At 62.5% G+C, this 26,949-nt stretch carries 25 protein-coding genes; 6 read left to right on the top strand and 19 right to left on the bottom strand.

Annotated features, from left to right (window positions below; translation table 11 throughout):
• The first annotated feature begins 103 nt into the window (after positions 1-103).
• Positions 104-1,189, top strand: coding sequence for a TIGR03118 family protein (locus PQR27_RS26610; RefSeq protein ID WP_408526596.1), 1,086 nt, complete (start codon positions 104-106; stop codon positions 1,187-1,189).
• Between the two features lie 149 nt (positions 1,190-1,338).
• On the opposite strand, the gene PQR27_RS26615 is transcribed toward PQR27_RS26610, so the two are convergent.
• The 8 genes from PQR27_RS26615 to PQR27_RS26650 are packed head-to-tail and all read right to left on the bottom strand — an operon-like array spanning position 1,339 to position 9,737.
• Positions 1,339-2,001: a nucleotidyltransferase family protein gene (locus tag PQR27_RS26615; RefSeq protein WP_408526597.1), complete on the bottom strand. Its 663-nt coding sequence runs from the start codon at positions 1,999-2,001 to the stop codon at positions 1,339-1,341.
• Positions 1,998-3,053 (bottom strand): XdhC family protein, encoded by a 1,056-nt coding sequence (locus PQR27_RS26620; protein ID WP_408526598.1) that lies wholly within the window; start codon positions 3,051-3,053, stop codon positions 1,998-2,000. The genes PQR27_RS26615 and PQR27_RS26620 overlap by 4 nt, the downstream gene beginning before the upstream one ends.
• Positions 3,050-4,276, bottom strand: a complete 1,227-nt coding sequence (locus PQR27_RS26625; protein WP_408526599.1) for a vWA domain-containing protein — start codon at positions 4,274-4,276, stop codon at positions 3,050-3,052. Before PQR27_RS26625 ends, PQR27_RS26620 begins: the two co-directional genes overlap by 4 nt.
• Positions 4,270-5,163, bottom strand: coding sequence for an AAA family ATPase (locus PQR27_RS26630; RefSeq protein WP_408526600.1), 894 nt, complete (start codon positions 5,161-5,163; stop codon positions 4,270-4,272). The genes PQR27_RS26625 and PQR27_RS26630 overlap by 7 nt, the downstream gene beginning before the upstream one ends.
• 15 nt (positions 5,164-5,178) lie before the next feature.
• Positions 5,179-5,838, bottom strand: a complete 660-nt coding sequence (locus PQR27_RS26635; RefSeq protein ID WP_408526601.1) for an SRPBCC family protein — start codon at positions 5,836-5,838, stop codon at positions 5,179-5,181.
• Between the two features lie 57 nt (positions 5,839-5,895).
• Complete coding sequence (locus PQR27_RS26640; protein WP_408526602.1) at positions 5,896-8,307, bottom strand: aerobic carbon-monoxide dehydrogenase large subunit; 2,412 nt, start codon at positions 8,305-8,307, stop codon at positions 5,896-5,898.
• 17 nt (positions 8,308-8,324) lie between these two features.
• Positions 8,325-8,846 (bottom strand): (2Fe-2S)-binding protein, encoded by a 522-nt coding sequence (locus tag PQR27_RS26645; protein WP_408526603.1) that lies wholly within the window; start codon positions 8,844-8,846, stop codon positions 8,325-8,327.
• Positions 8,847-8,870: 24 nt separating this feature from the next.
• Positions 8,871-9,737 (bottom strand): FAD binding domain-containing protein, encoded by an 867-nt coding sequence (locus PQR27_RS26650; RefSeq protein ID WP_408526604.1) that lies wholly within the window; start codon positions 9,735-9,737, stop codon positions 8,871-8,873.
• 362 nt (positions 9,738-10,099) lie between these two features.
• Between PQR27_RS26650 and PQR27_RS26655 the strand changes: the two genes are divergently transcribed.
• The gene (locus tag PQR27_RS26655) at positions 10,100-10,906 is read left to right on the top strand and encodes a LytTR family transcriptional regulator DNA-binding domain-containing protein (protein WP_408526605.1); all 807 of its coding nucleotides are present in this window, start codon (positions 10,100-10,102) and stop codon (positions 10,904-10,906) included.
• 82 nt (positions 10,907-10,988) lie between these two features.
• Here PQR27_RS26655 and PQR27_RS26660 read toward each other — a convergent pair whose 3' ends face one another.
• Entirely contained in the window at positions 10,989-12,143 is a 1,155-nt protein-coding gene (locus tag PQR27_RS26660) for an epoxide hydrolase family protein (protein WP_408526606.1), read from the bottom strand.
• Positions 12,144-12,343: 200 nt separating this feature from the next.
• Here PQR27_RS26660 and surE point away from each other — a divergent pair, with 200 nt between their 5' ends.
• Positions 12,344-13,123 (top strand): 5'/3'-nucleotidase SurE, encoded by a 780-nt coding sequence (gene surE, locus PQR27_RS26665; protein WP_408526607.1) that lies wholly within the window; start codon positions 12,344-12,346, stop codon positions 13,121-13,123.
• Positions 13,124-13,138: 15 nt separating this feature from the next.
• On the opposite strand, the gene PQR27_RS26670 is transcribed toward surE, so the two are convergent.
• Both PQR27_RS26670 and PQR27_RS26675 read right to left on the bottom strand, forming a co-directional pair.
• Positions 13,139-14,074: a hypothetical protein gene (locus PQR27_RS26670; protein WP_408526608.1), complete on the bottom strand. Its 936-nt coding sequence runs from the start codon at positions 14,072-14,074 to the stop codon at positions 13,139-13,141.
• A 378-nt stretch (positions 14,075-14,452) separates the two neighbouring features.
• Positions 14,453-15,037: a hypothetical protein gene (locus tag PQR27_RS26675; RefSeq protein WP_408526609.1), complete on the bottom strand. Its 585-nt coding sequence runs from the start codon at positions 15,035-15,037 to the stop codon at positions 14,453-14,455.
• A 160-nt stretch (positions 15,038-15,197) separates the two neighbouring features.
• Here PQR27_RS26675 and PQR27_RS26680 point away from each other — a divergent pair, with 160 nt between their 5' ends.
• Complete coding sequence (locus PQR27_RS26680; RefSeq protein WP_408528310.1) at positions 15,198-15,782, top strand: alpha-ketoglutarate-dependent dioxygenase AlkB family protein; 585 nt, start codon at positions 15,198-15,200, stop codon at positions 15,780-15,782.
• Between the two features lie 130 nt (positions 15,783-15,912).
• Here the strand turns inward: PQR27_RS26680 and PQR27_RS26685 are convergent, their stop codons facing one another.
• From PQR27_RS26685 to PQR27_RS26695, 3 genes are all read right to left on the bottom strand, one after another.
• Complete coding sequence (locus PQR27_RS26685) at positions 15,913-16,632, bottom strand: carbonic anhydrase (RefSeq protein ID WP_408526610.1); 720 nt, start codon at positions 16,630-16,632, stop codon at positions 15,913-15,915.
• A gap of 84 nt (positions 16,633-16,716) precedes the next feature.
• Positions 16,717-17,352, bottom strand: coding sequence for a carbonic anhydrase (locus PQR27_RS26690; RefSeq protein ID WP_408526611.1), 636 nt, complete (start codon positions 17,350-17,352; stop codon positions 16,717-16,719).
• 55 nt (positions 17,353-17,407) lie between these two features.
• Entirely contained in the window at positions 17,408-18,190 is a 783-nt protein-coding gene (locus PQR27_RS26695; protein WP_408526612.1) for an IclR family transcriptional regulator, read from the bottom strand.
• Between the two features lie 261 nt (positions 18,191-18,451).
• Here PQR27_RS26695 and PQR27_RS26700 point away from each other — a divergent pair, with 261 nt between their 5' ends.
• Positions 18,452-19,810, top strand: a complete 1,359-nt coding sequence (locus PQR27_RS26700; RefSeq protein WP_408526613.1) for an MFS transporter — start codon at positions 18,452-18,454, stop codon at positions 19,808-19,810.
• Between the two features lie 78 nt (positions 19,811-19,888).
• Positions 19,889-20,332 (top strand): type II 3-dehydroquinate dehydratase, encoded by a 444-nt coding sequence (locus PQR27_RS26705; protein ID WP_408526614.1) that lies wholly within the window; start codon positions 19,889-19,891, stop codon positions 20,330-20,332.
• A gap of 715 nt (positions 20,333-21,047) precedes the next feature.
• On the opposite strand, the gene PQR27_RS26710 is transcribed toward PQR27_RS26705, so the two are convergent.
• From PQR27_RS26710 to glgX, 5 genes are all read right to left on the bottom strand, one after another.
• The gene (locus tag PQR27_RS26710; protein ID WP_408526615.1) at positions 21,048-21,356 is read right to left on the bottom strand and encodes a DUF4148 domain-containing protein; all 309 of its coding nucleotides are present in this window, start codon (positions 21,354-21,356) and stop codon (positions 21,048-21,050) included.
• A gap of 222 nt (positions 21,357-21,578) precedes the next feature.
• Entirely contained in the window at positions 21,579-22,082 is a 504-nt protein-coding gene (locus PQR27_RS26715) for a lipocalin-like domain-containing protein (RefSeq protein WP_408526616.1), read from the bottom strand.
• Between the two features lie 276 nt (positions 22,083-22,358).
• A complete protein-coding gene (locus tag PQR27_RS26720) occupies positions 22,359-24,359 on the bottom strand; it encodes an AI-2E family transporter (protein WP_408526617.1) in 2,001 nt (666 codons plus the stop codon).
• Positions 24,356-24,538 (bottom strand): DUF2934 domain-containing protein, encoded by a 183-nt coding sequence (locus PQR27_RS26725; RefSeq protein WP_408526618.1) that lies wholly within the window; start codon positions 24,536-24,538, stop codon positions 24,356-24,358. The genes PQR27_RS26720 and PQR27_RS26725 overlap by 4 nt, the downstream gene beginning before the upstream one ends.
• A 159-nt stretch (positions 24,539-24,697) precedes the next feature.
• On the bottom strand, positions 24,698-26,920 hold the full coding sequence (glgX, locus tag PQR27_RS26730) for a glycogen debranching protein GlgX (RefSeq protein ID WP_408526619.1): 2,223 nt from the start codon (positions 26,918-26,920) through the stop codon (positions 24,698-24,700).
• Between the last annotated feature and the right edge of the window lie 29 nt (positions 26,921-26,949).

Raw genomic sequence — 26,949 nt, forward strand, 5'->3', positions numbered from 1 at the left:
TCATCATCATCCGGCCAATAATAATCTGTCTGCCAACGGAATAAATCCTTCGGCGCGTACGTTCAATAACCGCAATGTCCATCGGTCTTGAATGGGGGCGTCCATGAAGTCTGTGCTTAAGGTATTGAGCGTCGCCGCAGGCGGCGCCGTTCTGGCGAGTCTTGTCGCGTGCGGGGGGAGTTCCGACACGCTCAATGCGCAGTCGTTTACCTCGACCGCACTGGTGTCTGACGGCGCAGTCGCCGCGCAGCACACCGACCCAAATCTGAAAAACGGGTGGGGTGTCGCATTTAATCCCAAGGGGTTCGTCTGGGTAGCGGACAACGCCACCTCGCTCGCGACGCTCTATGACGGCAACGGCGTACCGCAATCGTTGGTCGTCAGCATTCCGAATGGAATTAGCGGACCGGCCAATCCGACCGGCATCGTATTCAACGGCTCGACGGATTTCACGGTCACGCAGAATGGCAAGTCCGGCGTCGCCGCGTTTATCTTCTCCGGCGAAGGCGGCACGATCACGGCATGGGCGCCGGCCGTCAGCCCGACGGTGGCGATCGTCATGTTCGACAGCGGCAGCGGCGGCGCCGTCTACAAGGGCCTCGCGATCGCGAACAATGGCACCGCGAACTTCCTTTACGCGACGGACTTTCACAACAACAGGATCGATGTATTCGACAAAACCTTCACGAAGGTCGCGTTGCCGGGCAAGTTTCAGGACCCGACTCTACCAGCGGGCTTCGCGCCGTTCGGCATTCAGGCGATCGGCACCAGGCTGTTCGTGACCTATGCGCAGCAGGATGCGGACGCGCACGACAACGTGGACGGCGCGGGTCTGGGTTTCGTCGATGTGTTCGATACGGGCGGCAATCTGCTGCAGCATTTCGCGTCGGCCGGCCCGCTCAACGCGCCATGGGGCATCGCGCAGGCGCCCGCGAATTTTGGCCGGTTCAGCGGTGACGTACTGATCGGCAATTTCGGCGACGGCACGATCAACGCATTCGATCCGGTGAGCGGCCAGGCGCTCGGCGCAGTCAATCTGTCGAACGGCACGACGTTCGTGCAACACGGACTGTGGGGTATTGCGTTCGGCAACAACCTCAGCAATCAGCCGCTGAACACGCTCTTCTTTGCTGCGGGGCCAAACGAGGAAGCAAACGGGGTCTATGGGCGCATCGACGTCAAGATGTGAGCATAGTTTGCGCGCGTTCGTTGCGATCCAACGGACGCGCGCCTCATTTTCTTTCCTGCGCGGGCAGGCCGCCACGCGTGGCCGCGCATAGGCGCCACGCGCGTGAATCGTTGCATCCGGCATGAGGATGCTGAAGTACTGGCCCGCTTTCAGAGCGCGGCGTGTGAGTAAGCGTCGATCCCCATGCGCGCCAGAATGCGCGCGTAATCATCCGGCGTGTCCATATCGACAATGTACCGGTCATGCGCGGCTTCGTAGGCAACCACCTCGTCCGGATGCTCGGCAATCAGTTTGCGGCACCCCGGGTTGATGTGCCCACTGATCACCTCCGCTGCATAGCTTGCGGAAAACACCACCGGATTACCGCGCTGCCCCTTGAAAAAGGGAATCAGGATCGAGCCGCGCGACATCGCGGCGAACGCGTCCACCAATTCGCGGTAGTCGGCCGACTCGAGCAGCACCTGATCGGCCAGGCAGACCATCACGGTATTGCATGGCGCGGCGAGTGCGGCCACACCTGCGGCGACCGAGGTCATTTGCCCTTCCTCGTAGCGAGGATTGCTCTGAAACCTGACCGGGAGGTCATCCAGTGCTTCCATGACCGCACGTCCCCGGAAGCCCGTCACCACGACGATCTCCTCTGGCGCAGCTCCGGCGAGCGCGCTTACGGTGCGCCGGATGGCCGGCTCCGCGCCAACCGGCAACAACAGCTTGTGCAGGCCCTGCATGCGCGACGACAGACCCGCCGCGAGCACGACAGCCGAGAACGTGGGTACCTGCGCTGGCTCAGGCATTTTTATGGCGTCGGTCATGACTTCTCCTTGTGCGCCGAAACGAGAGCGCTCGTGAGATATTTTTCGGGTTGCCGCTCGAACTCGATCTTGCATCCGTCGCAACAGAAGTAGACGCGCTGGCCACCATGGTCGAGCACATGTTTCGCCGACGCGATATCGATGAGCATGCCGCACACGGGATTCCGATAGCGTGTCGCCGGCAGCTCAACGGACGCCATCGATTCGCACGGCGGCAAATCCGGCACGGCCTCGGTGCATGCGAGCGGTGACTGGGCAACTTCCGCGGACGCCAATTCCAGTTCGCGCCGCAGTGTGACCAGCCCCGCTACAGCGCCGAGCGCAATTTCCTGTGGCGTGTGCGCGTGAATCGAAGGACCCGCCGGTGCATGCAACGCTGCGAGCCGCGCGGGTGCGATCCCGCGCGCCAACATCACGTCGCGCAGGGTCTCCGCCTTGCGCCGGCTCGCGACCAGCAGGACCGCCGCAGCGGTGCTGCGTAATGCCGCTTCAAGGGCGTCTTCATCGCTATCGCCCTGGGTAGCCACCAGAATCAATTGAGGCGCAACCGTATTGAACACTTGCGCGTCGAAACCCTGCATCACCCGTTGCAGGCCGGCTGCGGCCAGCGGCGCGGTGACGCTGGCCGCCGCGCACACGCGCAAGCCGACACGCTGCGCGAGCACGCAGGCTTCCAGCGCGGTGGGAGTCGAACCGAGCACAAGCACACACGGTGCGGGCACTGTAGGCTGGATAAACAATTCCATCGCACCGTTGCTCGCGCACGGCATGGCGTGGGATTCGACGCCGGTTTCCGGCGTCATCTGTTCGTTGCTGATACGAACCCGCTTGGGCTGTCCCGAGCGGATCGCCTGGCCGGCCGCCTGAATCACGATCGCCCGCGAGCAACCGCCGCCGATCCAGCCGTGCAACGCGCCCTCGCCGTCAACCAGCGCCTGCGCGCCGACCCACGCGGACGTGGGCGGCGCCGCGCGAATCACGGTGACGACGGCAAACGGCTGGCTCTGCTCAATCAGCCGTTGCTCGAGGTCCAGAAGCGTATCGGCATTCATTGCAGCACCGCCAGCACCTGAGGCAGCACGCGTTCCAGACTCGCCAGATCGCGTGCGCCCGCCAACAGATCGATATAAGGCATCGCCGCCTGCATGCCGACGCTGGCCGGCGTGAAATCCGCGCGGGTCGCGAGCGGATTGAGCCAGACGAGACAGCGGCAACGGCGCCGCAGCTTCGCGAGCGCCTGTTGCAGCCGCTCGGGCTCGCCGGCATCGTAGCCATCGCTCACCACCACGACAGCGGTACGCGAATGAAGCAGCCTCGCGGCGTGCTGCTGGTTGAATTCGTCGAGACTGTCGCCAATACGCGTGCCCCCGGCCCATCCCGCCGACAGCAGTTGCAGACGCTCCTGCGAGCGCCACGGATCGGGATCGCGCAACGCCTGCTCGACGCGCACCAGCCGCGTATGGAAGATGAAGCAATGCACGTCGGAGACCCGCGCGCTCAACACGCGCGCGAGCCGCAGATAGAAGAAGCTGTACAGGTTCATCGAGCGGCTGACGTCCAGCAGCAACACAATGCGTGGACGCAAGCGCCGCTTGCGTCGCCATGCGAGTTCGAGCGGCTGCCCGCCGCTCGACACGCTGCGCCGGATCGTCCACGCCATGTCGATGACACGGCCCGCTTTGGCACGGCGTTCCCGGCGTATCTGGATGCCTTGCAGACGCAAGGCAAAACGCCGGATCGCGGCGTCGATCGACAGCAGTTCGTCCGGCTGATTGAGGTGGCGGAAGTCGGCGTGGGCGAGCGAGCCTTCACTGGATGCGCCCTGCTCGGCTGTGTGGCCGTTTGTCATCGCCTGATCGCTATTGCGTCCGGCCAGCGAAAACGGCATGCCTTCGCTGTGCTCACGTCGTCCGTCGGCGCCGTTTCGTTCGATCCGACCCGCGCCGCCGGCGCGCGATGCAGCCAGTTTGCGGCGATTCGGGTGCTGAAAATAGGCATCGAACAACGGATCGAAACGCCGCCATTCTTCCGCGCGCGAACACAGCAATGCGCGCAGGCCCCAGCGCAACAGATCGCTATCCAGCTGGCCCACGCGCGACGCGACTTCCATCGCGGCGGCCACGTCGCTGCTGGTCACGCGAAAATCGTTGGCGCGCAGCCATCCGGCGAAGCCGGTATAGCGGACCAGCAACGCCGTTTCCAGGTCTTGCGGCGCGGCGCCATCGGCGATGGAAGCCGTGACGGAGGCCGTGACAAGAGCGGCTGCGGTCAACATGCTGCCACCAGTCTTTCGACGACCGGCCTCGTCAGTCCGGCCTGATCCTCGCGCGTTTTGACCAGCGCCGCGAGCGAATCCATGATCTGCTCGACGCCGTCCGTGTCGAGCGCGCTCACGCCAAGGCGCAGCAACGCGGCGACCCAGTCGAGGGTTTCGGCCAGTCCGGGTTTCTTCTGCAGATCCATCTGCCGTACCGCCTGCACGAATTCGACAATCTGCCGCGCCAGTTTCTCCGGCACAGCGGGAATCTGGGTACGCACGATCAGCAGTTCTTTCTCGAAGCCGGGATAGTCGACGTACTGATAAAGACAGCGGCGGCGCAGCGCATCGGAAATCTCGCGCGTGCCGTTGGAAGTGAGGATTACGAACGGCCGCTCGATCGCGCTGATCACGCCCAGCTCCGGGATCGACAGTTGGAAATCCGACAGCAGCTCCAGCAGGTAGGCTTCAAACGCTTCATCGGTCCGGTCGATTTCATCGATCAGCAGGACTGGCGCCGGCGTCGTGGTAATCGCTTCGAGCAACGGCCGTTTGAGCAGATAGCGCTCGGAGAAGATGTCCTGTTCCTTGTCCGGAATCGGGCGTTCGTCCTGTTCCAGCAACTTGATCGCCAGCAGCTGGTGCTGATAATTCCACTCATACAGCGCCGAATGTGCATCGAGCCCTTCATAGCATTGCAGGCGGATCAAACGCGTGCCCAGCAGCCGCGCCAGCGCCTTGGCGACTTCGGTCTTGCCGACGCCCGCCTCGCCCTCCAGCAATAAGGGGCGGCGCATGTCCATGGTCAGCAGCAAGGTGGCAGCGAAGCTGCGCTCGGCGATGAAGCCGTGCTGCTCCAGCCGCTTCTGCAGGCTGAGAACGTCGTTCATGCGATCGGTCGCCATGGCGGGTCGAGGCGCTCAGGCCGTCTTGCGCGAGAAAAGGCCGCGCAGCCAGTCGCGCAGTACGGCCCACGCGAGCGCAAAGCCGTTGAGCTCGGAGGCGGGCGCATCGGCAGTTGGCGTTAAGGCGTCTGGCGGCATCGGCGCCGCGGCGGTCGCTTGCTGGCCGGGCGCTGGCGTGACGGTCTGCTGCGTCTGGCTTTGGTCCTGCGACGGCGTCGCCTGCAAGGCCTCGAGCCGCGCCGCGAAGTTGGCGACGAACTGCTTGAGCATCTGATCCGCCACGGGCCCCATCAGGCGTCCGCCGAGCGCGGCCGCCTTGCCGCTCATCGTGACTTCGCTTTTGCCGGCCAGATCACAGGTTTCGCCGGTGGCCTGCACCTCGGCGCTCAGGTCCATCGACGCAGCCGAGCTGCCGGTCTGATCCGTGCCCTTGCCGACCAGATGCAGGCTGCGCGCTGCCGGATCGAGATCGATCACCTCGATCTCGCCCTTGAACGCCATCGTGGCGGGCCCGAGGCGCACCGTGATGGTCCCTTTGTAATGGGTGGCATCGACGCGCTCGGTGATCTTCGCGCCCGGCATGCAGCCAGCCACGGTCTCGATGTTTTGCAGAAGCTGCCAGGCGCTCTGCGCCGACGCCTGAAGCGGAAACAGTTTGTTGAGTGAGACTTTCATTGCACCATCCCTCGCGTATGTGGTGAGCGGGAAGCACGGCGGGCGCGATGCCGCCCGCTACTGCCGCGCCAATCCAAGCGAGCGGCATTGCTGCCACACGCGATACGCGTTATGCGGCATGTTCATATGCGTCACGCCAAGATGGGCGAACGCATCGACCATGGCCGACGTAAAGCACGGAATCGACCCCACGTGCGGCGATTCGGCCACGCCTTTCGCACCGATCGGATGATGCGGCGACGGCGTGACCGTGAAATCGGTCTCCCAGTGCGGCGTTTCCGCCGAAGTCGGCACGAAGTAATCGAGCAGCGTCGCACCCAGCAGGTTGCCGGCTTCGTCGTAGGGCATTTCCTGACCCATCGCGACAGCGAACCCTTCGGTCAGGCCGCCATGAATCTGGCCTTCGATGATCATCGGATTGATCCGCGTGCCGCAATCGTCGAGTGCATAAAAGCGGCGCACCCGCGTTTCGCCCGTATAGCGGTTCACTTCGAGCACGCACACGTAGGCGCCAAACGGAAACGTGAAGTTCGGCGGATCGTAATAGTCGACCGCTTCGAGCCCCATCTCCATGCCTTCGGGCACATTGTTATAGGCGGCCCACGCCACCTGCTTGACGGTCCTGAACTGCTCGGGCGAGCCCTTCAGCACGAAACGGTCGAGGTCGAACTCAACGTCGTTCGGGCTCGCTTCGAGCAGATGCGCGGCGATTTGCCGAGCCTTTTCGCGGATCTTGCGCGAGGCGCGCGCCACCGCCGCGCCCGCCACCGGCGTGGAACGCGACCCATACGTGCCGAGTCCGTACGGCGCGGTGGACGTGTCGCCCTCCTCGACCGTGATCGCCGAAGCCGGAATCCCCGCTTCTGATGCGATGATCTGCGCGTAAGTGGTCTGGTGGCCCTGCCCCTGCGTAATCGTGCCCATGCGCGCAATCGCGGACCCGTCGGGATGCACGCGGATTTCGCACGAATCGAACATGCCGATGCCGAGGATGTCGCACATCTTCGACGGCCCCGCACCGACGATCTCCGTGAAATTCACCACGCCGATCCCCATCAGCCACTCGGCGTTCGCGTCGGCGCGGCGCGCGGCCTGTTCGGCGCGCAATGCGGGGTAGTCGACCGCGGCGAGCACCTTGTTCAGTGCCGGCTCGTAATCGCCCGAATCGTATTCGAGACCCAGCGGCGTGGTGTACGGAAACTGCTCCTTGCGGATGAAATTGCGCAGACGTATCTCCGCTTTATCGATGCCGAGTTTCTGCGCCAGCACGTCGACCATCCGCTCGATCAGATAGACCGCTTCCGTCACCCGGAACGAACAACGGTAAGCGACGCCGCCTGGAAACTTGTTGGTGTACACGCCATCGACAGACACGAAAGCGTTCGGTATCGCGTAGGAGCCGGTGCAAACGTGGAACATGCCCGCGGGCCATTTGGTCGGATCGGCACAGGCATCGAACGCGCCGTGATCGGCGGTGACGTGCACGCGCAGCGCCTTGATCCGGCCGTCGCGGTCGGCGGCCAGCTCGCCGGTCATGTGATAGTCGCGCGCAAACGCGGTGCTGCTGAGATTTTCCGAGCGCGACTCGATCCATTTGACGGGCCTGCCGAGCACGATCGATGCAACGATCGCCGTCACGTAACCCGGATACACGCCGACCTTGTTACCGAAGCCGCCACCGATATCCGGCGAGATGATGCGGATTTTCGACTCGGGTATCGCCGAGAGCAGGCCGACCACGGTGCGCACCACATGCGGCGCCTGCGACGTGATATAGACCGTCAGATCGCCGCGCACCTTGTCGAACGAAGCGACACAGCCACAGGTTTCCAGCGGACACGGATGCACGCGCGGATACAGCATGTCCTGTTTGACGGTGACGTCGGCAGTCTCGAAGACGCGGTCGGTCTTGTCCTTGTCACCGATATTCCACGTGAAGATGTGATTCGGATGCTTGCGGGCGCCGTGCGCGCCGGCCTGCTTGTCCTGAATGTCTTCGCGGATGACAGGCGCATCGGCCGCGAGCGCCGCATGCGGATCGATCACCGCTGGCAACTCCTCGTATTCCACTTCCACCAGTTCTGCCGCATCGGCCGCCACGTAGCGGTCGTCGGCGACCACGAACGCGACCTCCTGATTCTGGAAGCAGACTTTCTCGTCGGCCAGCACCGCCTGCACGTCGCCGGCAAGCGTCGGCATCCAGTGCAGTTTGAGCGGCTTGAGGTCGTTGGCGGTCAGCACCGCATGCACGCCTGGGTGCGCGAGCGCGCGAGACGTGTCGATCCTCTTCACGCGCGCATGCGCATAGGGGCTGCGCACCATCACGCCGAACAGCATGCCCGGCATCCTGATGTCGTCGACGTACATGCCTTTGCCCTGGATGAAACGCGGGTCTTCGCGGCGTTTGCGCGAGCAACCCATGCCTTCCAGTGCGGCGAGACGATCGAGATTGGCGTCGAGATTTCCCATCACGTTTCTCCCGGTCGTCAGTGGCTATCCGCGGTCATCAGCGGATGCGATGTTTCCACCGTTTCACCGCGCAGCTTGCGCGCTGCATATTGCACCGCCTTGACGATGTTCTGGTAGCCCGTGCAGCGGCACAGGTTGCCCGCCATCCAGTAGCGGATTTCCTCCTCGTTCGGATCGGGATTTTCCTGCAGAAGCCGGTAGGCACGCATCAGCATGCCGGGCGTACAGAAGCCGCACTGCAGACCGTGCTCCTGCATGAAACCCTCCTGCAGCGCGTGCAATTCGCCGCCTTGCGCGAGCCCTTCCACCGTCATGACCTCGGCGCCTTCGGCCTGTACCGTCAGCATCGTGCAGGACTTCACCGACATGCCGTCGAAGTCGACCGTGCACGCCCCACAATGCGATGTCTCACAGCCGATATGCGGGCCGGTATGCAGGCACTTTTCGCGCAGCGTATGAATCAGCAACTCACGCGGTTCGACCACCACGTCCGTTTCCTTGCCGTTCAGCCTGAACGACACCATGATCTTTTTGCTCATGCCGTGTTCTCCGGAAATCCGCCCTCAATGTGCTGCCCGCGCATAGGCCGTGGCCAACGCTCGCCGTGTCATCTCACCCGCCATCGCAGTTTTGTATTCGACGTCGCCGCGCAGATCCGCCACCGGCTCGCAGGCCGTCATTGCCAACGCCGCGGCTTGCGCAATGGCCGGTTCATCGAGTGGCTTGCCGCGTAATGACTGCTCGGCGTCGATGGCGCGCACGGCCGTTTGCGCGACGTTCGTCAAGGCAATGCGAACATCGCTCACCACGCCACCGCTCATGCGCAGCGTCACCGCGGCGGCAGCGGTCGCGAAGTCGCCGGTCTTGCGCTTGAGCTTCGCGTAACACGCGCCCGTACCGGGCTGCGGCATCGGAATACGAATCTCGGTCATGATCTCGCCCGCTTCGAGCAGGGTCATATAGGTGCCGAGAAAGAAGCCGTCAGCGGGCACGACGCGTTCGCCCTGATCGCTCAGCAAAACGAAAGCGGCGTCGAGCGCGATCATCAACGCCGGATGATCGTTGCCGGGATCGCCGTGCGAGATGTCGCCGCCCAGCGTGCCGCGATAGCGCACCTGCGGATCGGAAATCTGCCGCGCGCCTTCCACAATCAGCGGACAACGGCTTTGCAGCAGGCTGGACTGAATCAGTTCGCTCTCGGTCGTCATCGCGCCGATGCGAATCTCGTTGCCCACTTCACGGATGCCCTTGAGTTCGGCCAGCTTGCCCAGGTCGATCAGATGATCCGGCTCGGCAAAACGCAGCTTCATCATCGGCAGGAGGCTGTGACCGCCGGCCAGCAGCTTCGCCGTGTCGCCATGCTGGTTGAGCAAGGCGATGGCCTCGGGCAAGGTGCGTGGAACGTGGTATTCGAATGGACGAGGGATCACACAGGCCTCCTTTGTTGTCATCCGGCTGTGTACAGGCTGCAAACCAGCGCATGCCCGGCATGTGATCGAGCATTTCACAATGCAACGCAGCATTTCAATGCGATTTCCCGAATGGTGGCGCACGAGCGCCAACTACCGGAAAACGGACATGAAAGGCGTTCGGTGCTGAAGCGGCGCGTGGCAGGGCATGTGGCAGGGATAGGCGCCGCTCCGCGACGCGGCGCAGCATTGTCGTGACGCTTCCTGAATAGCGGCTTTCGCTGCGTGAACCGTCCGAAAACTTGCGCGAAAACTGGAAACGACATACAACGGAGACAAACCGCCCGAGCGCGCGGACAGCCCACGAGGCCAGGAGACCCGGCATGAAACCGTTTGAGCACGCCCCCATTCCGGCGTCGGAGCCCCGCCGTGGTGAAACGTTCCAGCACAAACTGGAGCAGTTCAATCCGGGGATGGTGTGGCTCGACGCCCAGGGTCGCGTCACGGCATTCAACGACGTCGCCCTGCAAATCCTCGGGCCGGCCGGCGAACAGTCGCTCGGCGTTACGCAGGACAAATTGTTCGGGATCGACGTGGTGCAGTTGCACCCGGAAAAAAGCCGCGACAAGCTGCGCTTTCTGCTGCAGTCGCGAGATGCGGGCGGCTGCCCGGTCAAATCGCCGCCGCCGGTGGCCATGATGATCAATATCCCCGACCGGATCCTGATGCTCAAGGTCTCCAGGATGACCGGCACCGCCGGCACGTGCGGAACCTGCATGATTTTCTACGACGTGACCGATCTCACGACCGAGCCCTCCGCGCAGCAGGTGGGCGGACACACCGCGCAGCCGCGCCGTCTGTTCAAGATTCCCGTGTACCGGAAGAACCGCGTGATCCTGATCGATCTCAAGGACATCGTGCGCTTTCAGGGAGACGGGCATTACACGACCATCGTCACAAAGGACGACCGCTACCTCTCCAATCTCTCGCTAGCCGATCTCGAACTGCGGCTGGACAACAGCATTTATCTGCGCGTGCACCGCAGCCATATCGTGAGCCTTCCGTACGCGGTCGAACTGGTCAAATCAGACGAAAGCGTGAATCTGGTGATGGACGATGCGGAGCAGACGCCGGTGCCTGTCAGCCGCTCGAAAACCGCGCAGTTGAAGGAACTGCTTGGGGTGGTTTAGCGCGCCGGCCGTTGGTCGTTGGTCGTTGGGCGCGAGCAAAGCTTGCGATGTCTGCGCGCTTCACCCCGCTCGATCGACCCGGCTACGCTCTGAACGCCCGGAAAAACTGGCGAATCTCGGCAGCAAGCAGAGCGGGCTTTTCCATCGCCGCGAAGTGTCCACCGGCCGGCATATCGGTCCATTGCACGACATTGAAAGTTCGTTCAAGCCACGTGCGGGGCGGATGGTTGATTTCCTTGGGGAAATGCGCGAACCCCGCCGGCGGCACGACGCGTTGTCCTTCGCTGAAACGCATGGGTTGCAGGCGATTTTCCCAATACATCTGGATTGCCGAGCCCATGCTCTGGGTGTACCAGTAAAGCGAAATGTTGGTGAGCAGTTCGTCCTTCGAAAACACCCGTTCGACGTCACCGCCACAATCGCTCCACGCGCGAAACTTTTCGCCGATCCACGCGGCGAGTCCTACCGGCGAATCGTTAAGCGACGCCGCCAGCGTTTGTGGCTTCGTGCTGTGCATATGCGCATAGCCGCCTTCGAGTGCGGCCCACTCGTTTTTCGCCTGCAGGAAGTGCTCCTCCTCGAGCGTGAGCGGTACCCGGGAAGGACCGCTGGCCGGTTCATAGGAACTCGGCAAGAAGTTGAGATGAATGCCGTCGACAACTTCCTGATGCCGCGCCGCGAGCCCGATCGATACGCCGGCCCCCAGATCGCCGCCCTGTGCGCCAAACCGCTCATAACCGAGGCCACGCATCAGCGACGCCCACAAGTCCGCCACCTGAAACGCGGACATGCCGGCTTGCGCGGGCGCCTGCGAAAACGCGAAGCCAGGCAGCGACGGCACGACGACATCGAAAGCGTCGGCAGGATCGCCGCCGAACGCGGCCGGGTCGCACAACTGGTCGAGCAACGCATGGAACTCGAAGAACGATCCCGGCCAGCCATGCGTGATCACGAGTGGATACGGCGCGGGCCCCACACCCCGCCGATGGACGAAATGCACGCGCTGACCCTCGACCTCGGCAAGAAATTGCGGTTGCTGATTCAGGCTGCGTTCAGCCGCGCGCCAGTCGAAACGCTCGGCCCAGTAATCGGCGAGCTCGCGCAGCCATGCGGAGTCTGCGCCCTGCCGCCAGGCTGGCGACGGCGTCATCGGTGCCCAGCGCGTTGCGCGGATACGCCGGCGAAGGTCCGCTATGTCGTCGTCCGGCACGGCAATCTGAAACGGCTGTAACTGCATGGCGGTTTATCCAGTCTGGGGTGATGGAAACGGCGGCTGCGTTGGTCGATTGAAACGTGCAGCAACGAGGCTCGAACGGGAAAGCACGGCGCAATCCGCATGGTACACAAGGAGCGTAGGCGCGGCTCGTCCGGCAGCGGGAGTGTTTCAATAGCCGGATAATGAGGTTTCCCTGACCAGATCGAAAGGAGTTTGCTGCGATGTCTGTCCATGAATCCAAAGTGCCGCGGGTACTGTTGACCAACGACGATGGTATCGATGCGCCGGGTCTCGCCGTGCTCGAAGCCGTGGCGGCCGAGCTCGCGCACGAAGTCTGGGTGGTCGCGCCCGAGCATGATCAGAGCGGCACGTCGCATTCGATCAGCCTGCATTCGCCGCTGCGGGTCAGCCGCCAGGGCGAGCGGCGTTTTGGCGTGATCGGCACACCGGGCGATTGCGTCGTGATGGGGGTGCGTCATCTGATGCGTGACGCACCGCCGACGCTCATTCTCTCCGGCGTCAATCGCGGCGGCAATCTGGGCGTGGAGACGATGTTCTCCGGTACCGTCGGCGCGGCGATGACGGGCCTGTTGCTCGGCCTGCCGTCGTTCGCCTTGAGCCAGACGTTCAGCGATCGCAACAACGTGCGCTGGGACACCGCCCGTACGCTCGCGCCCGGCGTGATCCGTCAGTTGCTCGCAGTGGAGCACGACACGCCGACCTGCCTGAACATCAATTTTCCCGACGTGGATGCCGGGGCGGCCGGTCCGCTCACGCCGACGAAACAAGGCGTCGGACTCGTTGAAGATATCGAGGTGCTGCCGCATGTCGATCCGCGCGGCATGGCCTATCACTGGCTGCGATTTCAACGCGGCGCGCGTGCCAACGAGCCCGATAGCGAGACCGCGGTAGTGGCCTCGGGCCGCGTCTCGGTCACGCCGCTTGCGTTCGATCGCACCGATGAGCGCACCTTCGCGAGACTCGCTGCCTCGTTGCGGTAGGCCTCACGGCAGGCGTCAGGGACGTGGCGCAGTGGTGTAACTCGGCGCCCCGCCCGGCCCGGCGGGATCCGGATTGCCAAATGGCGGGAGACTGCCGTCGGATCGGGCACGGGCGATTTCCGCGCGCACCTGGGCACGGGTCAGTGCACCCGACTCCGTTTTCGGCGTCACGCCGCTGGACGAGGCAGGTTGGACGAGCGGCGGCGTGGGCACCGCTTGTGCGGTGAGTTCCGCTTGTGGGTTCGATGGCACCGTTTCGGCCGATGGCTGCCCAACGGGCCCGTTATTTACAGTCGGCACCACCTTCACTGGAGCCGGCGCAGAAGAAAAAGGCGCGCTCGCCACAACCGGCGCGACGACGACACTAGCTCGCCCGCCGGAAGCACTTTTGTCCGCAACCGCGGTATCCGGAACATGCGGACTGCGCGTATAGCCCGAGCCGTGATGCGAAACCCCACGCGCCGCGAAGTGGCGGTCATGTGAATGGACATTTTTCGCCGTCGACGCAGCAGCGAAGCTTGGCGATTTCGATGACTGCTGTGGTTTCTCAGCACGCGTCGTCGTCAACGCTTGCTGCGCGTTGTCCGCACGCGTCTGTGGCGGTGCTTGCGAGGCGCCCATTTGCGTGTCGTCCTGGTGGACCAGTCGCGCGGCGTCCAGCTGCGCCGGCGTGGACGCAAGATCGTTGGGCTGCGAACTGTTGTGTGCCGGCTGGAGATCGCCGGCCAAAGCGGCCGAGGAAATGCCGTTCGCGTTCGTGCTCGCCGGACCCGTCGTCACCGAGCCCGTGATCATGTTGCCGCGCGCGTGATAGATCGAGGCACTGCCATGCTCCAGACCGAGTTCGTCGCTCGATAGCCACTGTTTGCCTGACTGCGATACATACGCGGCAATCGCCACCGCGCCAACTAGCACGCCCGCGAGCGCTATCTTCCTGGGTTCGCTATGCATGACGCCTCCCCCTCAAGTCATCGACACGCGCATCCGGCACTGTCGCGGGCGTGCCCGGATTCATCAGAGGGTTCGCCGCGCATCAAAGGATGCCGCCGCAACGAACGCGAGCCCGGGCCGAATAAGGTACGTACGAACGCGCACGCAATCTGGATGCATCCAGTTTCGTATTTATATTCTCTGTAACGACGCTTCGTCGGTTTATGCATGGGGCGTTGTCCGAAAACGCCAGCCTTTCAGCGACTATGACACTGCGCCGCTACCACTCAAGTATTGCGCAGCCAGGCCGTTATCCTGGCATCATCCTGATGGAATGCGGAGCACGGTTTGCACTATACAAAGTTGGCTGTTTATATCGCTGCGACGACCTGTGCCCTGTCACTCGCGGCGTGTGTCACCAGCACTGGGAGGCAGGCTGCGCAACCGGCCCGCGCAACCGTCGTCGTGACGACGACGGCACCGCCGCCGCCCCGCGCGACGGTAGTCGTGGCACGGCCCGTCGTGCACGAAGAAGTGATTCCCGACCACGACGACGTCTATATCACAGCCGCGCGTAACAGCGACGTTATATACATCGGCGGCAGTACGTATATCTGGGTCGTGGGGTCGGACGGACGGCGGCATCGCCACTTCTACGCGCACGGCGACCGTCGCCAGGAAATCTATCGACGCCGCGATAATCTGCGCTCCGTCGCGGCTCACGAGCACAGGCATCCTCCCGTCCACTACGCGTATGGCGATCATCGGCACGACGATCCACATCACGTGCAACGGCTCCACGCGGACACTGCACATGAACACGCGCATCGGCCGATAGGACCCGTAGCCGCGAACGATCACGCGCGCCGCCCGGAACGACCCGTAGCCACGAACGATCGCGCGCATCGGCCGGAACGACCTGTAGCCGCGAACGATCGCGCGCACCGGCCGGAACGACCTGTAGCCGTGAACGATCGCGCGCACCGGCCGGACACGCCTCACCGCTCCTGATCCCCACCCGTTCGACGAAACCGGTGGCGGCCGCCCGTAGCAAGCCCAAAACACTGTATAAAAACACAGTATAATGACCTGCCTGATGGCCCGGCGTCTCGTTCCGGCGCTATCGCTACTCAAGGTGGGAATGATGCTGGTCCAGCAAGGCTTGTTCGCGCCCGCGCCTGTGTCGCTTATCCATGACGAGGAAGGTGGCATCCGTTACTTGCCCGAGTCGATCCCGGCGTTCACGGCGGAGCAGTGGTTCGACGAGGCGCTGCGCAATATCAGCTGGATGAGCCAGCAGCGCATGATGTACGACCGGGAAGTGGCGGTTCCACGCCTGCTCGCCACCTTCACCCGGGAATCCCAGGATTTGCCCGCACCGCTGACAGAAGCGTTTGACGCGGTGCGCTCGTTAATCGGCGCGCCATTCAATCGCGTCGGCCTGAACCTCTATCGCGACGGCAATGACAGCGTGGCGCCTCACAGTGACAAGACCGAGAAACTGCTCCCCGGCCAGCCCATTGCCATTGTTTCGCTCGGCGCGAACCGTCGTATGTCGATTCGCCCCAAAGGCGGTCCGGGCCGCCTCGTGCATATCGAACTCGAGGCAGGCAGTTGCCTCGTCATGAGTTACGCGTCGCAATTTACCCATGAGCATGGCATTCCAAAGGTAGCCGGTATCACCGAGCCGCGTATCAGCCTGGCGTTTCGCTGCGCCATTCCTCAGTAGCACTCACCGCGCGTTCCAAGCCGTTTTCGACCTGGATACGCCCGCGAAGCACTTAGGCGCGAGAGCGTACCGCCATCCGCAATGACAACGCACGCGGCGTGGCGGCCTTTCATTGCCGTGCCCGAAGAAATCAGACCAGCGCGATCTTGCCAGTCGCCAGATCGTAGACGCCGCCGACCACCTTGACCTTCCCACTCGCGACATACCGGCTGATCAACGGCCTCGCCACAGTCAGGCGATTCGCGTTCAGGCGCACGTTTTCGATTGTGGCTTGCTCAACCAGATCGTCGCCATGATGCAGGCCCGCCATCTGCACGGCAGGCCTGAGCGCGCGCACCAGTTCGGGCAGGTGACCCGGCAAACGGGTGCCGTCCTTAATCACTTTGACCGCTGCCGTCACCGCGCCACAGTTGGTATGCCCGAGCACCATGATCAATGGGACGCCGAGGAACTCGACACCGTACTCGAGGCTGGCGAGGATGTCGTCATTGACGAAATTGCCCGCCACCCGTACGACGAACAGATCGCCCGGCCCCTGATCGAAGGCAAACTCCGGCGCCACACGCGAATCCGCGCAACCGACGATCGCCGCGATCGGATACTGAACCTCCACGCGAGCCGCACGCCCTGCGGAATAGTCCTTGTTTGAAGGAGTATTCGCGGCGTAACGGGCGTTGCCGTCCATCAGGCGTGCGAGCGCATCTTCCGGCGGGATCGAATTGGGCGCGTTGCCGCCTGCGGGCGATGCGGCGTTTGCCTGATGCGCCGGCAGCGACGCCAGCGCAAGCGATGACACGCCGGCCAGCAGCCAGTGGCGCCGCGTGGCGGAAGACAAATGATGGTCGCACATGGGTCGTCTCCTATGACCCGGCGGCCGCAAAACGGCCGCTTTGGGTCCGTTGCATTGCACTCCACGAATACCTGGTTGTTACCGCTATACGGCGTAAATGTCAGGGTTGTCCACCAGCGGCAGGAAATTGCCGGTACGCCCGTCGAGCGCAAGCATGCTGCCGCTTTCGATATCGAAGATCCAGCCGTGCAGTTGCAGGTTTTTATTCGCCAGCCCCACGGCCACGGACGGATGAGTGCGAATGTTCGCGAGTTGCGCCACGACATTTTCCTTCACCATCGCGTCGAGGCACTCGGCGTCCGATGAGTGAGTTCGTGACTCGTTAATCGCTTTCGCTGCATCCGAGTAACGCAGCCAGCTCGCCACTGCCGGTAGATGGTCGAGGTTCTTGCGGCTGGTAATCGCCGTCATCGCCCCGCAATCGGAATGGCCGCATATCACGATATCGCGCACACCCAGCACGGCCACTGCGTATTCGACCGTGGCGGAAACGCCGCCCGGCTCCGGCCCATAAGACGGCACGATGTTGCCCGCATTGCGGATCACGAACAACGCACCGGGCTCCGCCTGCGTGAGCAACTCCGGCACGACACGGCTATCCGAGCAGGTCACAAAAAGCGTGCTCGGACTTTGCGCTGTCGACAGGCGCTTGAACAGCGCGATCTGTTGCGGAAAGACCTCGCGTTGAAAGCGAATGAAGCCCTCGATGATGTCCTGCATGGTGTTCTCCAGATGACGAGGCCCCGCTACGATCGCGCGGCCTTTCTCACGGGTATTAGCGAGTGCGGTTGAATAGTGGCGACGCATGGCTCGCGGCTGCCACTTCGGCGGCAGTCGCAAGCAAGGTGGGCCCGAGGGCCGCCATACGTTTTTCATCGAGGCGCACGAGCGGCCCGGCAATACTGATCACGCCAATTGCAGAATAGCCGCGCCGCTGCACCGGTGCAGCCATCGCCGTCATGCCCGGGGCGAATACCTCGTTAATGGTGGCATAGCCCCGCTCGCGCGCGGCATGCACGAACTTCAACAAAGCATTAATTGTGGTGGGTGCGTTCGGACCGTATTGCTTCGGTTGCCCGAAACCCTGCCGCGATACCAGTTCGAGCGCCCGTTCGTCGGTCATGGTCATCATCCATGCGTGGCCGGTGGCGCTGCATGACAGGATCGTATCCATGCCCATATCCGGATCGTAGCGCAAGCCTTTCAGCGCGCCTTGTGCCTTGGCCACCCATGTTAGCCGGTCGCCGTCGACGATCGCAAGCCGCACCAGTTCGCCCGATGTCTCGGCGAGCCGGTCGAGCATTGTCTGCGCAATGTCGACGATGCCCGCCGTCGCAAGAAAACCGAGTCCGAGGCCGACGAGTTTGGTCGTGAGCACATAGTCGCCATGCTCGCGCAACTGGCGCACGTACCCGCACTGTTTGAGGTCGACGAGCAAACGGTGGCATGCGCTGCGGGGTATGTCGAGCTCATCCGCGATGAGCGCGAGCGGCGTGCCTTCCATTTGCGTGGCCAGATATTCGAGGACCGCGAGGGTGCGTTCAGTGACGCCGGGCATCCTTGTCTCCAGATAATTTGACTCAGGTTCGCGAGTCGCCGTGCTGCGCATGGTTGCACATTATGAGATGAAATTCCACTCTGGAATGGCATCCCACCTACCGATGCTAAGCTCGGTTCCAGGGTGCTGACTGCGGCCGCGCAACCGCGAAGCGGCACTCTATGAGGATTCATCCATTAGACAAAACAGCGGTCTAAGGCGGCCGGCGGCGATCATCGCCGGGCACCCGACGCCCCACACGGCGATTGACAAGGAGACAACATGATGAACGATGCCCAGCAAGGCGCGCACGCGGCGATGCGTACGCGTGCAGTCACGGCCGCGGCAATTGGGACCGCGCTCGAGTGGTTCGATTTCACGCTTTACGGCGCACTGGCCGCCACTGTTTTGCCGAAGCTCTTCTTCCCCGCCATGGATCCGACGTCGGCGCTGCTGGCTTCGCTGGCCACTTTCGGCGTGGGGCTGGCCGCACGACCGTTGGGCGCGATCATCTGCGGGCATCTGGGCGACAAGCTCGGGCGACGCAACCTGATGCTCGGCACCGTCACCGTGATGGGACTTGCTTCGATGCTGATGGGCCTGTTGCCGACTTACGGCAGCATTGGCGTGTGGGCGCCGATTCTGCTGGTGCTGCTACGCATCCTGCAGGGGTTCGCGCTCGGCGGCGAATCGACCGGCGCGCAACTGATGGCGATCGAGCATGCCAGCGCCGACCGGCGCGGCAAGTATTCCGGACTGCTTGGCTTGTGCTCGCCGCTGAGTCAGATCATGGCCAATGGGGTGCTGCTTCTGCTGTCGTCGACCATGACCGCCCAGGCATTCGATTCGTATGGCTGGCGCATTCCCTTCGTGCTGAGTTTCGTGCTGGTGATAGTGGGCGTTTATATTCGCCTGAAAGTCAGTGAAACGCCGGCGTTCGTGGCGCTGCGCAAGACGGAAGTCGTGCATGTGGGCAGTCCGTTGCGCGATGTGGTGCGGCTGCACTGGCGCATCGTTCTGCGCTGGATGCTGTTCTTCTGCGGACCGGCGGCGATCTTCTATCTGATCGTGGTGTTTTCGCTTAGCTACATCACGAAGACGCTTGCCATTCCCAAGCAAACGGGCTTTCTGCTACTGATGGGCGCCAATGTCTGCGCCATTGTCGGAGCGCTGGCTGGTGGCATGCTGAGCGACCGGATCGGCCGCAAGAAGGCACTTGCCATTGGCTCGACCGCGACGCTGCTGATGCTGTTCGTGTACTTCCAGATTCTCGACACAAAGAGCTTCGTGCCGATGCTGGCCGCGATGGGATTTTTTCTCGGCTTCACGCAGTTTCAAAGCGGTATTCAACCGGTTGCATTCGCGGAGGCGTTTCCGACCAACGTGCGCTATTCCGGTTCGGCGCTCGCGTACACCGGCGCCAATCTGATTGCTGGCGGCCCGATGCCTGTGCTGGCGGTGTGGCTCTTCGCGGTGTGCAACGGCTCGCCGTGGGGCGTCGTGGCGGTGTGTGTCGTGTTCAATGTCATATCGCTCGTCATGATCCTGACTGCTCGCGAAACGCTTGGCATCGATATGAATCGCGCCGACTCTGCTGCCGCTGTGACAGGCGATGAAGGCACTTTGCGCCCGTTGACGTGAGGTCGTGGCCGGCGGATATCACGCCGGCATCTTCGCTGCGTGGCGACCTAATAATTCTGTAATCAGGCGAATGAAACAATGACTGAACTCGTATATGTACTGAACGGCTCGAATCTGAACATGCTCGGCAAGCGGGAGCCGCATCTCTATGGCACGACTACGCTCGCGCAGGTCCAGCAGCGGGTTGAAGCGCTTGCAGCGAGGCTCGAACTCCAGTGCGATTTTCGCCAGACCAATAGTGAAGCGACCATGGTCGACTGGTTGCAGGAAGCCTTTGAGCGGGATGCCGCGGTGATTATTAACCCGGCGGGGTTTTCGTTTGCTTCAGTGCCGGTGTTGGATGCTGTCAAGCTGATTCAGCAGCCGCTCATTGAGTTGCATATCACCAATATCCATAAGCGCGATGAGACGTATCGGCACTCGTTGATTTCGCGGGCCGCGATGGGGGTGATTTGTGGTTTGGGAGTTGATGGGTATCTTGTGGCGCTTCGGGCTATGGGGATGGCCTTGGGGAAGGAGTAGTTTTTTGCCTTTGGCGGCGGCATTATTTGGTTCGCCTCTGGCGGTGGCTGTTTCGTTTCTTATTGGTCTATTAGTGTTCCCCCTGTGCGGGGGGGCACCTACTTTTCTTTGCCTGCCGCAAAGAAAAGTAGGCAAAAGAAAGCGGCTCACACCGCCAATTCTTAAGTGGGTTCCCTGGCTTGGAGGGGATTGTGGTGCGATAAACGGATCACACCTCGGTCCATTAGTGTCTGTGACACAGCAGTCATTCGCTCCCACTCCGCACTGCGTGCGTCGCGGATGGGTCCACCAGGGAAACCATCGGCTTCGTTTGTGCGCGGTGGGGGCCATCGGCTTCGCCTCGGCGAGGCGCCGAAAATATCGAGTGTTTTGGAAGTGCTGGTGCACTGGCACCGCGTTGCAGATCACGCCAGTGGTTTGATGAAGTATCGCATCGGCGCGCGCAGCGCCGCCGGAAGAATGACGGCCTGGTCACTCAGGCGGGAAGGTGCGCAGGCTCACTCTCTACGGGGCCACGATCCCCTCCAAGCCAGGGGAGCCGCTTAAAAACTAGCGGTGTGAGCCGCTTTCTTTTGCCTACTTTTCTTTGCGGCGGCAAAGAAAAGTAGGTGCCCCCCCGCACAGGGGGAACGCTAATAAACCAATAAGAAACGAAACAACTACCGCCAGAGGCGAACCAAATAATGCCGCCGCCAAAGGCAAAAAACCCAACCCATTACCGACTATACATAGCCTGCCAATCCGCAGCAGAAACCGCCGCCCGTCCGGACTCGGACACCCCAACCTCGCGGCCACCAAACCCGCTTCCATTGCCGGCCTGCGCCGCAACCCGCGCTTCAGCGGCCTGCACCGCATCAGGATAATGCGCCTGATCCCCATCCCCAACGTGATACCCAGCCTGCTGGAGCTGAATCAGTTCCGCGCGCACTTGCGCACGCGTAACCGGTGCATTCGACTGCGCAAAAACACCAGCCGAAGCGACAAGCGCAGTGCCAACAATAACGGCCTTGATCAATGACTTCATGATAAAACTCCCTCCGATAATTGATGTAGACGGCGCTCTGAACGTTCCTGTCCGCTACCGATGAACGAAGTCTAGGCCTCCTTCCCTCAAGGAATAACGGCCCTGCATCGAAGGGATTGTTGTTGAATCTGGAGAAATCGCCCCACCACGCCACTGCGTGGAATCTGCAGCGCGACCTGGCGTGACTTGCACACGAACAAAAAAGCCCGGCGCGGCGCCCGACTATTTGATTCGTTGCCACACCACCCTGGATGAACCGTATCCGAAGCTTCCCGGCGTAATGTACGTCAGCCGGTCACCGACCACGGTATATGGGCGCCGCTGAACATCGGCGTCCCAATTCGGAAAGGTGCTCTTCTGGATATGAAAGACGATCACCTGGTCCGCTGGATCGACGCTGTACGTGCCGAAATGGGCGACGTTGCCCTGCGCGATTTTTTTATTTTCTTCCGCCGTGCCGAGTTGCCGGTCACCCGACACGAATTTCGGCAGATTGGCATTGAGCACGATCAGAACGTAGCGCCCGTCACTGCCGAAGATCAATTGCCCTTCCGGATGCGGACCGAGCAATTCGACATCATTGCCGCTTTTCGCCACCGTCAAGGAGACCAGAGACCATGAACCCACCAGGCTGGTTGCGGTTTGCGCCAGGGCCCTGGTTGATGACGCGCAGACAGCGGCGATCATCATCGCGACGACGATGAGCGTTTTGAGCGTTGATTTCATGGTGTTCTCCATGCGCGTGAGGACATGGAGCGGGGACGAATCCGTCACGCTTCACGAAACGAGGTCGCGTTAACGCGGATGATGTCGGACGCCGCGCGCCATGTTGCATGGCAGACACTTACTTCTGACGAAAGGGAAGATGACGCCGACGACGGCTATCTGAAGCGTAGGCGGTTTGCCCGCCAAATGCCAATGGCGGCGCTGGCCCGACCGTAGCCTCCCCTTTCATGCCCGTTCGCCTGGCGGCGATGTGCATCCCCAACGCGGGCAAAATATTCAGCCATTCACCACCGCCAAATCCTTTGCCCCAACGGCATCCGCCTCAACGGCCCGGCAAGCGGCAATCACCTCGCGCAATGAGGTTGCATAACACCCGGCCCCAATCGCGCTTTGCAAATCGACACTCCACTTGTCGGTCTCTTCAGCCAGCCACAACCCGACCACAATGGAAGCGTGCGGCAATCTGGCCCGAATACGCCGCACCAGATATCTCAGATGCGAAGGAATGCCGTCGATCTGCAGGTAGAGAATACAAACGATCCTCACATCGTCCGCGTCGAGACTCTCGATCGACGCCCGCGAAGCGGCCTCGTGCGGCAATGCCCGCCCCGCGAAGCCGTGCTTGCCGAGTAGCTGCAGCAAGATCGTCGTCGCCAAAGGATCGAGCGGACCGCGTCCGGGAATGCACAACACGCGATTGGCCGCGCCGTGGGCCTTCGCTCCGTCCCCGTCGACGGTCACGACTTTGCCGGCAGTCTGCGGCACAGGCGCAACGCTCGTTTCCGCGGACGGCGCCAGCGGCCCTGCCGCGCTCCAGTCATCCCCGACCGCTCGCGGCGCCGGCTCACGATCTTCGTAGCTGTCGAGTCCGTCGACCAGGTCGTTCGTGGTCGCCTCGATCCGCGCCAGTTGCGTGGCGGTCACGCTGCCGCGCAGCACGTCGTTCGCGGCAAGTTGCAGACCCTTGATCGTCACCTCGTCGTAATACGTCGACAATGAGCGGTCGCGCAGCAACACCTCGGCTTGCTCCAGGGCTTCGTCTGGGTCACCTGCCAGCGCACGCTGGTAAAAATTCTCAATCGGCGTCAGGGCAGGCTGATCTCCCAATAGCACATCGAGGAACTCGAGGCGTCTGACGTGACGGCCCAGCACGAGAAGGCACAACGTCAATGGTGTCGACAGAATCAGTCCTATCGGCCCCCAGATCCAGCTCCAGAAAATCGCGGCCACCACCACCGAAAACGGCGAGAGGCCGGTGCTGCGTCCGTACAGCAATGGCTCGACGACCTGACCCACCAGTAACTCGACCGTGACGAACAAGGCCAGCGACCAGATCGCCATCGTCCATCCGGGACTCACGGCGGCCGCCAGCGCGGTGGCCAGCGTCGCGGAAATCCAGATGCCGACGTACGGCACGAGCCGCAATAACGCCGCGAGAATGCCCCATAGGATCGGACTCGGCACGCCGATAGAAAACAGCCCCGCGCCGATCACCACGCCCACGCCCGCGTTCACGCCGAGTTGCGAAACGAAGTAGCGGCTCAGCCGTCGCGCGGCTTCGTCCATCACGGTCGTCGTGCGATGCAGATCGCGTGAACCGAAGAGACGGATCGCGCGGTCGCGCAAGTCGTCACGTTGCAGCAGGATCACCACCATCACGACGAACACGATAAACGCCGTCTCCAGCGGACTGATCGCCGGCGACAGCACACGTCGGGCGAGTTCGAACGGCGTCGGCACCGGCTCGCGCACTTCGACGGGCACCGCTGCCGGAGGATGCGAGCTGGATGACGACGCGGCATCGCGCGGCGGTTGCGGCTGCGGCGGCTCGATGGTCGCGCGTTGCAAGGCCTGGCCAGCCGCGCCTGCCAGACGGTTCAGCTTGCCGATGGTCAGGCTGTGCATGGCCTCCACTTTGCGCTCGATGGTCGCCTGGTAGCGCGGAATGCCGACGGCCAGATCCGTCATTTGCGTGGCGATCACGGCGCCAAGCATCACGATCACCGACACTGACATCACCACCGCCGCGAACACGGAGGCGACGCGGCCGAGCTTTAGTCGTCCCAACGAATTCGCCAGCGGCGCAACGAGGAAACTCAACAGAATCGCGAGCGTGATCGGAATCAGCACGGCACGCGCGAAGTAAAGGCACGCCACCACGGTGACGCCTATCGCCAGCGCAATCACGCCGTCGACGCCAAATGCGGCAGCGGGCGCCTGAATGCGCGCGGCAGGCCGGACGCCGTGTGGGTCGGGGAATTGTCCTTTACCGTTCACTTCTTCGGCACATCAGCAATCGGGCCGCTTTCCACGGGAGGCGCTTCCTTCTCGATCTCCGAGCGTGCCTGTTCCCAGTACTCGTCGGGCGTGCCCTTGGGGTCGTCGGCCTGCTCCCAGAGATAGTAGGCGCGCGTACGAATCTGTTCCTCCTGACCGTCTTGCGTATCTTGAGACATGTATTGCTGTTCCATTTGACCACCCTCGGTTGGACCGGGCGAAGATCGACACCGGCTGCGCAGCGCGCCCGCCGCGGGCGGCGGGGGGCGCGCTGACACTCAATATCGAGCAAGCGCTATACCTGCCGGCCAGCGCTCAACCCGGCCCTTTGGCGACCGTCATTTTTGCGCAGGGTGTTCACTTTCATCCGTGGTCAGTTGCGCCTCGAGACGGTCGAACACGCGCTGCGTCGCACGGCTCGGCGCTTCGAGCGCGAACAGCAGGAGTGAACGGCCCGTCACCTGATACGCGTCGCCGGCGCGGAAGTGAGGTAGCTCGGCGCGCACCGGCATGTTCGTATCCAGCAGGCAGGTCCACTGATCGCCCTCGGGAATATCGGGCAGCGTGAAATTGACCACGTCGTGATGTGCGTTCAGCACCAGCAGCAAGGTTGCATCCGATGCCGGACGGCGAATGCCGGTCGCCTGCGCGCGTCCGTCGATGACGAGGCCGAAACAGCGCATCAACGGATCGTCCCATTGTTCCTGCGAAAGATCGGTGCCGTCGGGCGAGAGCCAGCGCGCGTCGGTGACCTCCAGCGACTCGTTGTACTCGCCGATGAGAAAACGTCCACGCCGCAGCACCGGCAGACGATGGCGCAGCGTCGTCAGATTCTTGACGAACTCCGTCAACGCGCGCCCTTCGTCGTCGATGCCCGCCCAGTCGACCCAGCTGATCTCGTTGTCCTGGCAATACGCATTGTTATTGCCCTTCTGCGTGCGGCCGAATTCATCGCCCGCGAGAATCATTGGCGTGCCTTGCGAGAGCAACAGCGTGGCCAACAGGTTGCGTTTCTGGCGCTCGCGCTGCTGACGGATTTCCGGGTCGTCCGTCGGTCCTTCCACACCCATGTTCCAGGACTTGTTGTCCGAGTGGCCGTCCTTGTTGTCCTCGCCGTTCGCCTCGTTGTGCTTGTCGTTGTACGAGACGAGATCGTTGAGCGTGAAACCGTCGTGCGCGCTGATGAGGTTGACGCTAGCCCATGGACGACGCCCACGGTGATTGAACTTGTCGCCCGAGCCGGTCAGCCGTTTGGCAAGATCGCCGACCTTGGCTTCGTCGCCTTTCCAGTATTCGCGCACGGTGTCGCGAAACTGGTCGTTCCATTCGGCCCAGCCGGGCGGAAAGCCGCCCACCTGGTAGCCGCCGGGCCCGCAGTCCCACGGCTCGGCAATCAGGCGCACGCTCTCGAGCACGGGATCCTGCCGGCAACTGTCGAGAAAGCCGCCGCCTTCGTCGAAACCGTGCGGCTCACGGCCGAGAATCGTGGCGAGGTCGAAACGGAAGCCGTCGACCTTCATCTCCGTCACCCAGTAACGCAGGCTGTCCGTAACCATTTGCAGCACGCGGGGATGCGAGAGATTGAGCGTGTTGCCGGTGCCGGTATCGTTAATGTAATAGCGCGGCTCGTCGGGCATCAGCCGGTAGTAGGACGCGTTGTCGATCCCCTTGAACGAAAGCGTCGGGCCACGTTCGTTGCCTTCGGCCGTGTGGTTGTAGACCACGTCGAGGATCACTTCGAGGTTGGCGTTATGAAAGCGGTCCACCATCTCCTTGAATTCGGCGACCGAGTTGGTGGAGGATGCGAAGAAGCGCGGATCCGCCGCGAAAAAGCCAATCGTGTTGTAGCCCCAGTAGTTCGTGAGGCCCTTGTCGAGCAGATGACTGTCGTTGACGAAGGTTTGCACCGGCAGCAACTCGACAGATGTCACACCGAGGCTTTTGATGTAATCGACCACAACCTGCTGGCCGAGTCCGGCGAATGTGCCGCGCAGATTTTCCGGCACCTCCGGATGAGATTTTGTAAAACCGCGCACATGGGTCTCGTAAAAGATCACGCGGTCCCAGGGCAGCGCGTTGCGTTCAGGATGCGTCCATGAAAAGTTGGCGTCGACGACCTTGCACTTCGGCACGAACGGGGCGCTATCGCGTTCGTCGAATGAAAGGTCGCCCTCTTCTGAATCAAGCGTGTAGCCGAAGATTTCCGGCGCCCATCTGAGCTCGCCGATGTGGGCCTTTGCGTAGGGGTCGAGTAGTAGTTTGTTGGGGTTGAAGCGGTGGCCTTTTTCAGGCTCGTAGGGGCCGTGGACACGGTAGCCGTAGATGGCGCCCGGTTTGAGACCGGGGATGAAGACGTGCCAGACCTCGTCGGTGAATTCCGGTAGTTCGATTCGCTCGATTTCGGTTTGGCCTGTTTCGTCGAACAGGCAGAGTTCGACTTTGGTCGCGTTGGCGGAAAATAGCGCGAAGTTGACGCCGCTGCCGTTCCATGTCGCGCCGAGGGGGAATGGGGTGCCTTCGGCGATTCGAGAAGCGTATGGGGCCTGCTGTTGGGGGGACATGGGGGTTCCTGTTGTTTGCTCGCGGTGGG

It is taken from the genome of Paraburkholderia fungorum, assembly GCF_046027215.1.
GTDB lineage: Bacteria > Pseudomonadota > Gammaproteobacteria > Burkholderiales > Burkholderiaceae > Paraburkholderia > Paraburkholderia fungorum_D.